This window comes from Pseudomonas sp. MWU12-3103b (genome assembly GCF_023100615.1).
Lineage (GTDB): Bacteria > Pseudomonadota > Gammaproteobacteria > Pseudomonadales > Pseudomonadaceae > Aquipseudomonas > Aquipseudomonas putida_A.
The window spans coordinates 53,113-65,673 of record NZ_JALMEY010000022.1; the positions used below are offsets into that span (position 1 = coordinate 53,113).

General features: G+C 60.6%; 13 protein-coding genes. 11 read left to right on the forward strand and 2 right to left on the reverse strand.

The genetic code is table 11. From position 1 onward, the window contains the following. The first annotated feature begins 121 nt into the window (after positions 1-121). The 8 genes from M0808_RS26310 (at position 122) to M0808_RS26345 (ending at position 6,775) form a co-directional block, all read left to right on the forward strand. Positions 122-652 carry a hypothetical protein gene (locus tag M0808_RS26310; RefSeq protein WP_247843008.1) on the forward strand — a complete coding sequence of 177 codons (531 nt, stop codon included), beginning with the start codon at positions 122-124 and terminating at the stop codon, positions 650-652. Between the two features lie 71 nt (positions 653-723). Then, a complete protein-coding gene (locus tag M0808_RS26315) occupies positions 724-915 on the forward strand; it encodes a PLDc N-terminal domain-containing protein (RefSeq protein WP_007960694.1) in 192 nt (63 codons plus the stop codon). 255 nt (positions 916-1,170) lie between these two features. Then, entirely contained in the window at positions 1,171-2,046 is an 876-nt protein-coding gene (gene speE / locus M0808_RS26320; protein WP_041068886.1) for a polyamine aminopropyltransferase, read from the forward strand. Between the two features lie 288 nt (positions 2,047-2,334). Beyond that, positions 2,335-2,568 (forward strand): hypothetical protein, encoded by a 234-nt coding sequence (locus M0808_RS26325; RefSeq protein ID WP_027613323.1) that lies wholly within the window; start codon positions 2,335-2,337, stop codon positions 2,566-2,568. A 212-nt stretch (positions 2,569-2,780) separates the two neighbouring features. Then, the gene (locus M0808_RS26330; protein WP_007960698.1) at positions 2,781-3,128 is read left to right on the forward strand and encodes a ribonuclease E inhibitor RraB; all 348 of its coding nucleotides are present in this window, start codon (positions 2,781-2,783) and stop codon (positions 3,126-3,128) included. 474 nt (positions 3,129-3,602) lie between these two features. After that, entirely contained in the window at positions 3,603-5,012 is a 1,410-nt protein-coding gene (locus M0808_RS26335) for a circularly permuted type 2 ATP-grasp protein (protein ID WP_247843009.1), read from the forward strand. Between the two features lie 12 nt (positions 5,013-5,024). Beyond that, positions 5,025-5,975 (forward strand): alpha-E domain-containing protein, encoded by a 951-nt coding sequence (locus M0808_RS26340; protein ID WP_027613321.1) that lies wholly within the window; start codon positions 5,025-5,027, stop codon positions 5,973-5,975. Then, the gene (locus M0808_RS26345) at positions 5,972-6,775 is read left to right on the forward strand and encodes a transglutaminase family protein (protein ID WP_027613320.1); all 804 of its coding nucleotides are present in this window, start codon (positions 5,972-5,974) and stop codon (positions 6,773-6,775) included. Before M0808_RS26340 ends, M0808_RS26345 begins: the two co-directional genes overlap by 4 nt. 120 nt (positions 6,776-6,895) lie before the next feature. On the opposite strand, the gene M0808_RS26350 is transcribed toward M0808_RS26345, so the two are convergent. Next, a complete protein-coding gene (locus M0808_RS26350) occupies positions 6,896-7,663 on the reverse strand; it encodes a cytochrome c (protein WP_247843023.1) in 768 nt (255 codons plus the stop codon). 383 nt (positions 7,664-8,046) lie between these two features. Then, entirely contained in the window at positions 8,047-8,241 is a 195-nt protein-coding gene (locus M0808_RS26355) for a hypothetical protein (protein WP_096797007.1), read from the reverse strand. 60 nt (positions 8,242-8,301) lie between these two features. On the opposite strand from M0808_RS26355, the gene M0808_RS26360 reads away from it, so the two are divergent. From M0808_RS26360 to M0808_RS26370, 3 genes are all read left to right on the forward strand, one after another. Next, positions 8,302-9,507: an acetyl-CoA C-acetyltransferase gene (locus tag M0808_RS26360; protein ID WP_027613317.1), complete on the forward strand. Its 1,206-nt coding sequence runs from the start codon at positions 8,302-8,304 to the stop codon at positions 9,505-9,507. Between the two features lie 25 nt (positions 9,508-9,532). Continuing rightward, positions 9,533-11,677, forward strand: coding sequence for a 3-hydroxyacyl-CoA dehydrogenase NAD-binding domain-containing protein (locus M0808_RS26365; protein WP_247843010.1), 2,145 nt, complete (start codon positions 9,533-9,535; stop codon positions 11,675-11,677). 95 nt (positions 11,678-11,772) lie between these two features. After that, positions 11,773-12,495 (forward strand): amidotransferase, encoded by a 723-nt coding sequence (locus M0808_RS26370; RefSeq protein ID WP_027613315.1) that lies wholly within the window; start codon positions 11,773-11,775, stop codon positions 12,493-12,495. Positions 12,496-12,561: the final 66 nt, after the last annotated feature.

Below are 12,561 nucleotides of genomic sequence, written 5' to 3' on the forward strand. Positions count from 1 at the left end.
TGTTTTTCGGGCCGCTTCGCACCCCAGCGGGAGCAAGCTCCCTCGCCACAGGTGTCGGATGCGCCACGGAATGCGCTATCCTCCGCGCCCTCAAATTCAACCTTCCACAGGATCCGCCCTCATGAAAGCCGCACTCGTCGAACTCATCAGCAAAATCAGCTCCGGCTGCATGGGCGAGGACGAGATCCTGAACGTGGCGGACGAAGCGGCGCAGGCCTACGCTGATGCCGACGCCTTTCTGGCAGCCAACCCGGACATCAACTACGACGACACCTTCCCGATCCCGCTGGGCGAGTGGGTGGTGGTCGGCAGCCTGCCGGAAACCGTGCTGTTCCAGGCTGATACCTACGCTGACCTGTTCGCGCAGATCGTCGCCTCGTTCGGCCCGGGCGTCGATTTCAACCTCAAGCCCAAACAACTGGCCAAGACCGAAGCGCTGACTGCGCTCAACCGCATCCAGGTGCAGATGAGCAGCCTGAACAAGGAAAACGGCGGTTACACGCTGATGAACTTCAGCGAGTTGCTCGACGACGAGCTGCAAGTGGTGCTGGTCTACGGCAACGACGTGCCACGGGTGCTGGAGCTGTGCGCCGAAGTCGGCATCGCTGCCGCGCCTTCGCTGGAAACGCTGAAAGTCGCCGTTCACGTCTGAACGCAATAAAAGGGAACCCTGCGCGCGACCGTCTATCCTAAAAGTGCATGCCACTATTCTGGAGTGACACCATGGGTTCCACGTTCAACGGTCTGATTGGCCTGATCATTCTTGCCCTCGATATCTGGGCGATCATCAACGTACTGAAAAGCGGCGCCGAGACCGGGATGAAAATCCTCTGGGTTCTGCTGATCATCCTCCTGCCAGTACTGGGCCTGATCATCTGGGCGATCGCCGGGCCACGGGGCAATGTGCGGGTCTGACGCTTTCCCGAAAACACGCTGATCCCCTGTGGGAGCGGGCTTGCTCGCGAAGGCGATTGTTCAGTCGAAACACAGGTTGAATGACACTCCGCTTTCGCGAGCAAGCCCGCTCCCACATTGGTCTTGCGGTAGCTCCAGAGTGTGCCCTGTCGGAGGAAGGTTCGACCTGCCATCTTCGGCAACGTAGAATGCGCGCCTTTCCCGGGCAATCGTCCCCCACGATTGGCGCCCGCGCATTCATCGGAGCACTTGACCATGACCGTCACCAAAACCAGCGAATACCTGGAAACCCTCTACGAAGGCTACGGCCAGCGTTTTCGCATGGAAAAACTGCTGCACGAAGTGCGCACCGAACACCAGCACCTGGTGATTTTCCAGAACCCGCGCATGGGCCGGGTGATGGCGCTGGACGGCGTGATCCAGACCACCGAAGCCGATGAATTCATCTACCACGAAATGCTCACCCACGTGCCGATCCTCGCCCACGGCACCGCCAAGCGCGTGCTGATCATCGGCGGCGGCGACGGTGGCATGCTGCGCGAAGTGACCAAGCACGCCAGCGTCGAGCACATCACCATGGTCGAGATCGACGGCACCGTGGTCGACATGTGCAAGGAATTCCTGCCGAACCACTCCAAGGGCGCCTACGACGATCCACGGCTGAACCTGGTGATCGACGACGGCATGCGTTTCGTCGCCACCACCACCGAAAAATTCGACGTGATCATCTCCGACTCCACCGACCCGATCGGCCCGGGCGAAGTGCTGTTCTCGGAGAACTTCTATCAGGCGTGCCATCGTTGCCTGAACGAAGGCGGGATCCTCGTGACCCAGAACGGCACGCCGTTCATGCAGATCGACGAAGTCAAAACCACTGCCGGTCGCCTGCGCAGCCTGTTCCCGGACTGGCACTTCTATCAGGCGGCCGTGCCGACCTACATCGGCGGTTCGATGACCTTTGCCTGGGGCTCGACCAACCCGGCCTACCGCAAGCTGAGCCGTGAAACCCTGCAACAGCGCTTCATCGGCAGCGGTATCGTCACCCGCTACTACAACCCGGAAATCCACATCGGCGCATTCGCGCTGCCGCAGTACGTGCTGCAGGCGATCAACAAGCCAAGCAACGACTGACGCACTATTCCCGGATCGGTGATAGATCCCCTGTGGTGAGGGGATTTATCCCCGACCGGCTGCGCAGCAGTCGTAAAATCGGCAGACGCGTTGGAACTGACACTATGCGTTCGCTGAATTCAGGGACGCTTCGCGCCCATCGGGGATGAATCCCCTCGCCACACAAGCCTGTTCCCCATCGGTTAATTTTTTTTCATGTTCGTCCGCTGCAATCCTTTTGAACGATCAATCTCGCCAAAAGTCGAGATAGTAGTAAGCCCATTTGCGGGTTTGATCGAGGAGGCACCGATGCAAAAGTGGAAAGTCACTTTCGTGGACGATCATGGTGAAATTGTCGATGAGGTGTTCGAGCGCGCGGAATGCCCCAGCGACGACGAGGCTGCACGCCTGATCAAGGAACGGCTCCTGCCGGTGGCCGCCGAACTGGATATGAACGATCTTGAAGGGCGCACCACCGATGCTGGCGTGAAAAGCCTGAAAACCCAGAACAGCATCGAAATCCGCAGTATCACGCCAATCTGAAATTCTTCCTGTCACTTGAAGCACCAGGCCTTGGCAGCAGCTCTATCTTGGGGCTACTCTGCAAGCGAGATCAGCGAAACAATCGCTAAGGTCTGGTCTTGTCAGCTACATGCTTGTTTCCCGCGTGCAACCACGTTGCCGAAGTACTTTGGCCTGTAAGGCCCGGGGCGGGAATACGGAAAGTCTATCCATCTATCCGAGGGGGACGATTCATGAGCACAGCCTATCAAGAAGACATCAGCAGCAATGTTCTGCGCCGCATGAAAGAAGGCGGTTTCGACTTTTCCCGGTTCCATCCCATCGAGTTCTACGCCATTTTCCCGGACGAGGAGCGGGCGCGCAGGGCGGCAGGCAAATTTCGTGGTGAATCCATCAATGCCCAGGTCAGTGCGCGCGACGATGGCGCCTGGTCGCTGGAACTGAGCAAAGTGATGTACGCAACCTATGACGACATTGGCGATTTCGAGCAAGGTTTCTCTGCCGTGGTCGAGCCGCTGGGCGGCATCATCGAGGGCTGGGGCGTCAAGCAGGAGGTGCGTAACCGCCATCGTCTGAACTGATCTCTGGTTTCAGGTATTGAGCAACGGCTGATCTTCGGGTTGGCCGTTGTCGTTTCTGGCCGCCGAATAGCCCGTGGCAAAACCCTGAAACAAGAATCCCGGGCAAAAAAAAGCCACCGGAGAGGGTGGCTAAAGGGAAGACCGATAAGGAGAGGAAACCGGTCAGGGTTACGGCCTGCGGGGACTGCGCGGGCAGTCCGGATCAGTGGAGCTGAAGTCTTCACCGGGGAAGTTTTCAGCGGATGCGCCGATTATCCGTAGCTCGGTGCGAGCGGTGAAATCAACTCTGACTATGCTGGTGATAGGCGATGCAATGCGTCGCAATGAGGCGGGGGCAATCGGCTTGGGGCATTTGCCGCACAGGAATGGTGCGGTGCTTGCGGCGTGATTATCCAACCGATTGAAATCAAAGCGTTTATGCCGATGGCACGGGCCTTGCGAAGGCCTGTAGGTCCGGGTGACAAGGAGTACGGCATGATCCGCACCTATTTTGATGAAATGTACGATGCCGGCGGCCAAATCCGCCCGCATTACCGGGAGTTCGCCCGCTGGCTGGCCGACACGCCTGACGAGTTGCTGGCACAACGGCGACGCGAGGCCGATCTGCTGTTCCACCGGGCCGGCATCACCTTCACGCTCTATGGGGACGAGCAGGGCACCGAGCGCCTGATTCCTTTCGACACCATTCCGCGCAGCATTCCCGCCAGCGAGTGGCGGATCGTCGAGCGCGGCTGCATCCAGCGGGTCAAGGCGTTGAACATGTTCCTCGCCGACCTTTATCACGAGCAGCGCATCATCAAGGCCGGGATTATCCCTGCCGAACAGGTGCTGGCCAACGAGCAGTACCAGTTGGCGATGCAGGGCCTGGATCTGCATCGCGACATCTATTCGCACATCTCCGGCGTCGACCTTGTGCGCGACGGCGATGGCACTTACTACGTGCTCGAAGACAACCTGCGTACTCCGAGCGGCGTCAGCTACATGCTCGAAGACCGCAAAATGATGATGCGTCTGTTCCCGGAGCTGTTCGCCGCCCAGCGCATCGCGCCCATCGACCACTACCCGAATCTGTTGCTCGACACCCTGAAAAGCTCCAGCCCGATCGACGACCCGAGCGTGGTGGTACTGACGCCGGGGCGCTTCAACAGTGCGTTCTTCGAACACGCTTTCCTGGCGCGGGAAATGGGCGTTGAACTGGTGGAGGGCGCCGACCTGTTCGTGCGTGACGACAAGGTGTACATGCGCACCACGGACGGGCCGAAGGCGGTGGACGTGATCTACCGCCGTCTCGACGACGCGTTCCTCGATCCGCTGGCATTCAACCCCGACTCGATGCTCGGTGTGCCGGGGCTGCTGTCGTCCTATCGTTCGGGCAACGTGGTGCTGGCCAATGCCATCGGTACCGGCGTGGCGGACGACAAATCGGTGTACCCGTTTGTCACCGAGATGATCCGTTTCTACCTCGATGAAGAACCGATCCTGAAGAACGTGCCGACCTGGCAGTGCCGCAACCCCTCGGAACTTTCCCACGTACTGGCCAATCTTCCGGATCTGGTGGTCAAGGAGACCCAGGGCTCCGGCGGTTACGGAATGCTGGTGGGGCCGGCGTCAACCACGGCGCAGATCGATGCGTTCCGTGAGCGGATCAAGGCCAAGCCCCACGCGTACATTGCGCAGCCGACGCTGTCGCTGTCGACCTGTCCGACTTTTGTCGAAAACGGCATTGCGCCGCGTCATATCGACTTGCGTCCGTTTGTATTGTCTGGCCGCGAAACCCGGGTCGTGCCCGGCGGTTTGACCCGTGTCGCCCTGCGTGAAGGCTCCCTGGTGGTGAACTCCTCCCAGGGCGGCGGCACCAAGGACACCTGGGTGGTCGAGGATTGAAGGAAGCTTGCCATGTTAAGTAGAACTGCCTCGGATCTGTACTGGATGTCGCGTTACCTGGAGCGGGCGGAAAACCTCGCACGGATGCTCGATATCAGCTATTCGCTGTCGCTGATGCCGCAGGATGGTCGCGGCGACGGTTTGCACGAACTGGCGATGCCGCTGTTGATCACCGGCACCCTCGACGATTACCTGGAGCGTCACGGCGAACTGCATGCCGAACGCCTGCTGCACTTCTTCGCCCTGGACGCGGCCAACCCGGCGAGCATATACAGCTGCCTCGGCGCGGCGCGGGCCAGTGCGCATGCGGTGCGCGGGCGCATCACCGCGGACATGTGGGAGAACATCAACGCTACCTGGCTGGAAATTCGCGGCATTGCCGAACAGGGCCTGAGTCGTTACGGCATGAGCCGTTTCTGCGAGTGGATCAAGGAGCGCTCGCACCTGTTCCGGGGCGCGTCCTACGGCACGATCATGCGCAACGATGCGTTCCGCTTCATTCGTCTGGGGACGTTCATCGAGCGTGCGGACAACACGCTGCGCCTGCTCGATGCGCGCTATGAAATGGCTGGTGATCAGGCCGAAGCGGTCAGTGACGGCACGGCCCACGCCTATTACCAGTGGAGTGCACTGTTGCGAGCGCTGTCATCGTTCGAGGCCTACACCGAGATCTATCGCGACGCCCCTGGCGCCCGGCATGTCGCCGAGCTGCTGCTGTTGCGCGCCGATGTGCCGCGCTCGCTGCGCGCCTGCACCGAGGAAATCGACCAGATCCTCGCCCAGTTGCCCGGCGCCAATGGCCGTCCGGCACAACGCCTCGCCGCCGAGATGGACGCGCGTCTGCGTTACACCGGCATCAACGAAATCCTCGCCGAAGGCCTGCACGCCTGGCTCACCGAATTCATCCCGCTGGTGCGCCAGTTGGGCAACGCGATTCACAGTTCATACCTGGAGGCTGCATGAGACTTTCCATTAGCCACGAGACCACCTATCACTATGAAGATCAGGTGCGGGCGAGCATCCAGTATCTGCGCCTGACCCCGCACGACAGCGAGCGTCAGCACGTGTTGAGCTGGCAGCTCGACCTGCCGCGTCCGGTGCGCGCCCAGCTCGATCCGTTCGGCAATATCCTGCATGTGCTGACCATGGATGAGCCCCACGAAGCGATCATCATCGGCGCCCGTGGCCAGGTCGATATCGACGAATTGCGCGAGGCCGAGCATGAGAGCCAGTCGGCGCTACCGTTTCTGCGCTTCACCCGGCTGACCGAGGCGGACGAAGCGCTACGGGCGTTTGCCGACAAATCCTGCAAGCAGCGGCGCGATCGCACCGCGCTGATCGACCTGATGCACGGTTTGAACCAGCACATCAGCTATACGCCGGGTTCGACTGAAGTCGACACCAGCGCCGCCGAAGCCTTTGCCGGGCGCGCCGGGGTTTGTCAGGATCACACCCATGCGTTTCTCGCCTGTGCACGCAGCCTGGGGATTCCGTCGCGTTATGTGTCGGGTTATCTGTACAGCGAGGACGCCGAGCATCTGGCCAGTCATGCCTGGGCCGAAGCGTGGCTGGATGACGCCTGGTACAGCTTTGATGTGACCAACCAGTTGGCCCGCCCGGAGAGGCACCTGAAACTGGCGGTGGGCCTGGATTATCTGGATGCCTGCCCGGTGCGCGGCATGCGTCGGGGCGGTGGTTGTGAGCAGATGCATGCGAAGGTGTTCGTGTCGCCGACGCCGGTTATCTCCGTGCAACAACAGTAATTTGCTTCACACAAAACCCTGTAGGAGCGAGCCTGCTCGCGAAAGCGGTTTATCAGTCAGCAATGTGGTGTCTGAAACTCCGCTTTCGCGAGCAGGCTCGCTCCCACATGGGGAGTTGCATCAGGGCTTAACCTTGCGCCCAGCCATGTGTTGCAAATAGCCGATCAACAACTGCAAATCCCTCTCCGGCAACACCTCTGCCGAAAACCCCGGCATCTTCGCCTGAGGCCACTGGCGCAAACTCTGCGGATCGCGAATGTAGCGCTTGAGAAAATCCGCGCCGAAATACTCGGTCGGGTTGTACGGAATATTCAGATCCGGCCCGAACTGCGCATCCCCCGCACCGTTCAACCGGTGGCAGGCCAGGCAGTTCTTCTGGAACAGCGCAAAACCCTGATTCACCGGGTCATCCGCTTTCAGCTTGGGATCCGGCAACAGCGCCGGGAAGCGCTCGGCCACCGGCGCCATGCGCTTGATGCTCGCCACTTGGAACGGCCATTGCTCAGGGCTGATGTTGCCGGCTTGCGGGTCAGTCCACACCAGATAGAACGGCCCGGCGCTGTGTTTACCCTCGGACAGCGGCGGCCACGGCTGCGTCGGGTCCTCGATCGCCAGCCAGGCCTGCGCGACTTTGCTGTTGAGCAACGGCGCAGCGGCCAGTTCGGCGGCAAACCCGTCCAGCGCCACCGCTTGCAGGTGATCGGCCGGTTTGATCCCGGTGAGCAGCGCCGCCACGGGCACGGCTCGATACGTCATGTCTTTCTTGTAGGACACATCGTTCTTGATGGTCAGAGTTTGTGCTTGCGGATGCTTGAGCAACTCTTCGGTCTGCCAGGTGCGACTGTTCGCGCCCAGCTCCAGCGTGAGCTGCGCCGCACACAAGGGCATGCTCAGCAGCAAGGCCCAGAACACAATGAGCGTTTTCAAATGATCGCCGTCCCTGTCGTGGAAGTGCGCAAAGGTTCGCACAGCCACGCTGGCCCGGGTAGCGGGCCAGTCACATTTTGTCTGGCGATAGCGGATGCCTGCCGCTTGAGTCAGCCAATCACCTTGGTCAGATTGGGCAAAATCAACAGCAGCGTGGTGGCGAAAAGAATGAGTCCTGCTTGACGAACTTTCGGTTGTTTGAACATGGCTTGACCGCCTTTATTGTTATTTCCTGATGTCTGCCTGCATATCCATGACGGCAAACGCTGCACTTCCTGTTGAAAAACGTCGGCCCCGGCAAAACCCGACGACCCTGACGTACATTTACTACCTTAGAGCCCGCGTCACGCTTGGCTTAGATCCATTTCATATGTATTTGCTGCCGTTTGCGATAAAAACGGCATGAGGCTCATTGCCAGCTTCTTCGCCGCCCGCTTGCTAGACAACTCGCTGACCTGAACCGGTTCACCTGAGGATGGATGACCGTCCGTCTGAGCGTGCACGTCAACGTCATTGAGCGCTGTGGTCATTGAATCCATGCGCGCTCGGGACAACAGTGACACTACGAAATTCACTCACCGCACAGGTTCGAGGACGTCATGACCCAAGCTTTGATTTTCGATGCGTTACGCACGCCCCGCGGCAAAGGCAAGGCCGATGGCGCGCTGCACAGTGTCAAACCGGTGAATCTGGTCGCCGGATTGCTGACCGCACTGCAAAGCCGTACCGCGCTGGACACCAGTCAGGTCGATGACGTGGTGCTCGGCTGCGTCACGCCGATTGGCGATCAGGGCTCGGACATTGCCAAGACTGCGGTGCAGGTGGCGGATTGGGACGTTAGCGTGGCCGGCGTGCAGATCAACCGTTTTTGCGCCTCGGGTCTGGAAGCGGTCAACCTCGGCGCGATGAAAGTGCGCTCGGGCTTCGAGGATCTGGTAGTGGTCGGTGGCGTCGAGTCGATGTCGCGGGTGCCGATGGGCAGTGACGGCGGCGCCTGGGCACTGGATCCGCAAACCAATCTGCACAGCCACTTCACCCCACAGGGCGTTGGTGCGGACCTGATCGCCACCCTTGAGGGCTTCAGCCGTGAGGATGTCGATGCCTACGCGTTGCACTCGCAGCAAAAAGCCGCACGGGCGCGGGCTGACGGTTCGTTCAACAAGTCGCTGGTGCCGGTGCAGGATCAGAACGGCATCATCCTGCTCGATCACGACGAATTCATTCGCGCCGAGTCGACGATGGAAGGCCTCGGCAAACTCAAGCCAAGTTTCGAAATGATCGGCCAGATGGGGTTTGATGCCACCGCGCTGCGGGTTTACAGCCACGTCGAGCGGATCAACCACGTGCATACGCCGGGCAACAGCTCCGGGATCGTTGACGGTGCGGCGCTGATGTTGATCGGCTCCGAAGCCAAGGGTCGTGCGCTCGGCCTGCAACCACGGGCCCGGATCGTCGCCACGGCGGTCACCAGCACTGACCCGACCATCATGCTCACCGGCCCCGCACCGGCCACCCGCAAGGCCTTGGCCAAGGCGGGTTTGCGCGTGGAAGACATCGACCTGTTCGAGGTCAATGAGGCATTTGCCTCGGTGGTGCTCAAGTTCATCAAGGACATGGCGGTGGACCCGGACAAGGTCAACGTCAACGGCGGCTCGATCGCCATGGGCCATCCGCTGGGCGCCACCGGTTGCGCGATCCTCGGCACTTTGCTCGATGAACTGGAAACCCGGCGCCTGCGCTACGGCCTGGCGACGCTGTGCGTCGGCGGCGGCATGGGCATTGCCACCATCATCGAACGCCTCTGAGCCCCGAATTCAAGGAAACCTTGTTATGAGCGAAGCCATTCGTTACGAAAAAGGCCAGGACGCCATCGTCGTGCTGACCATCGACATGCCGGGCCAGAGCGCCAACACCATGAACGCCGTGTACCGCGATGCCATGGGCGCCTGCGTTGCGCGGCTGGTGGCGGAAAAAGACCGTATCGCCGGTGTGATCATCACCTCGGCGAAGAAAACCTTCTTTGCCGGCGGCGACCTCAATGAGCTGATCAAGGTCGGCAAACCCGAGGCCAAAGCGTTCTATGACATGGTGCTGAGCCTCAAAGCGCAATTGCGCACTCTGGAAACCCTCGGCAAACCGGTGGTCGCGGCGATCAACGGCGCCGCGCTCGGCGGTGGCTGGGAAATCTGTCTGGCCTGCCATCACCGGGTGGCGCTGGACGATGCGGCGGTGCAACTCGGTCTGCCTGAAGTGACGCTGGGCCTGCTGCCGGGCGGTGGCGGGGTGGTGCGCATGGTGCGTATGCTCGGCATCGAAAAAGCCTTGCCGTACTTGCTCGAAGGCAAAAAGGTGCGCCCGCAACAGGCATTGCAGGCCGGTCTGATCGATGAACTGGCGGCGGATCGTGACGAGTTGCTGGCCAAGGCGCGCGCCTGGATTGTCGCCAACCCGAGCGCGGTACAGCGTTGGGACGTGAAGGGCTATCAGATCCCCGGCGGCACACCGTCGAATCCGAAAGTCGCGCAGATGCTGGCGATAGCGCCGTCGATCCTGCGCAGCAAGACTCAGGGCACGCTGCCGGCGCCAGAGAAGATTCTGTGTGCGGCGGTGGAAGGCGCGCAGGTTGATTTCGACACCGCGCACCTGATCGAAACCCGCTATTTCACCGAACTGACCACCGGGCAGATCTCGAAAAACCTGATCGGCACCTTCTGGTTCCAGCTCAACGAGATCAACGCCGGCAGTTCGCGGCCGCAGGGTTTTGCGCCATATGTCACGCGCAAGGTCGGTGTGCTCGGTGCGGGCATGATGGGCGCCGGGATCGCCTTCGTCAGTGCCTCGGCTGGTATCGATGTGGTGCTCAAGGACATCAACCTGGCGGCGGCCGAGAAGGGCAAGGCCCATTCGGCGGCGCTGCTGGACAAGAAAGTCGCCCGTGGCCAGATGACGGCCGAAAAGCGCGAAGCGTTGCTGGCGCGGATTCACATCACTGAAAATGATGCGGATCTGGCGGGTTGTGATCTGATCATCGAGGCGGTGTTCGAGGATCGCGAACTCAAGGCCAAGGTCTCGTCGGCAGCGCAAAAGATTGTCGGTGCTGACGCGGTGATGGCCTCCAACACTTCGACCTTGCCGATCACCGGGCTGGCGACCGCAGTACCCGATCAGGGTAAGTTCATCGGTCTGCACTTCTTCAGCCCGGTGGACAAAATGCCGCTGGTGGAAATCATCAAAGGTGCGCAGACCAGTGCTGAAACCCTGGCGCGCGGTTTCGACTTCGTCCTGCAAATCAAGAAAACCCCGATCGTGGTCAATGACAGTCGCGGCTTCTTTACCTCGCGGGTGTTTGGCACCTTCACCAATGAAGGCATCGCCATGCTCGGCGAGGGCGTGAGCGCGCCGATGATCGAGACCGAAGCGCGCAAGGCCGGGATGCCGGTCGGGCCGCTGGCGATCTCCGACGAAGTTTCCCTCAGCCTGATGAGCCATATCCGTCAGCAAACGACCAAGGACCTGCAAGCGGAAGGGAAACCGCTGATAGAACACCCGGCCTTCGCCGTGATTGACTTGCTGCTCAACGAATTCAAGCGCCCGGGCAAAGCCGCTGGCGGTGGTTTCTACGATTACCCGGCGGGTGGTCAGAAACATCTGTGGCCGGAGTTGAAGACGCGCTTCGAGAAGGCCGACGGGCAGATTTCGCCGAAGGATGTGCGTGATCGTCTGCTGTTCGTGCAAGCCCTGGAAACCGTGCGCTGCGTGGAGGAGGGCGTGCTCACCTCGACAGCGGATGCCAACGTCGGCTCGATCTTCGGCATCGGATTTGCGCCTTGGACCGGCGGCGCCTTGCAGTTCATTAATCAGTACGGGGTACAGGACTTCGTCGCACGCGCGCAGTATCTGGCCGAGCAGTACGGCGAGCGCTTTGCGCCACCGGCCCTGTTGCTGGAAAAAGCTGCGAGAGGCGAGCTGTTTTAAGTGATCGGGTGAACGCTGCGGGGCTTGCCTTGCCGGGGTGTTTCAAGGCAGGCTCTGGGGTGTTCATTATTCCCATCACGTGTCAGGTATTTTTTATGTCGCTACGCATCTGCATTCTGGAAACCGACATCCTGCGTCCGGAACTGGTCGATCAATATCAGGGTTACGGGCAGATGTTTCAGCGCCTGTTCTCGCAGCAACCGATTGCCGCCGAGTTCACCGTGTACAACGTGATGCAGGGCGAATACCCGAGCGACGACCTGACCTTCGATGCGTACCTGATCACCGGCAGCAAGGCCGATTCGTTCGGCACCGACCCGTGGATCCAGACCCTCAAGCAATACCTGCTGACCCGCTACGAGCGCGGCGACAAGCTGCTCGGCGTGTGCTTCGGCCATCAATTGCTGGCGCTGTTGCTCGGTGGCAAGAGCGAGCGCGCCAGCCAAGGCTGGGGCGTCGGCACCCACAACTACAAACTGGCGGCCAAGGCGCCGTGGATGAGCCCGGTGCGAGAAGAGCTGACGCTGCTGATCAGCCACCAGGATCAGGTCACGGCACTGCCGGAAAACGCCACGGTCATCGCTTCCAGCGATTTCTGCCCATTTGCTGCATACCACATCAACGATCAGGTGCTGTGCTTCCAGGGCCACCCGGAATTCATTCACGACTATTCGCGGGCGCTGCTGGATCTGCGCCAGGACGCGCTGGGTTCGCAGATCTACTCGAAAGGCGTGGCCAGCCTGGAGCAGGAGCACCATGGCACCACGGTGGCAGAGTGGATGATGCGGTTTGTGGCGCACAAGCCAGAAGCTGCTTGATAGCAGATCAAAAGATCGCAGCCTGCGGCAGTTCCTACATCGGGGTGGTTACACCCTGTAGGAGCT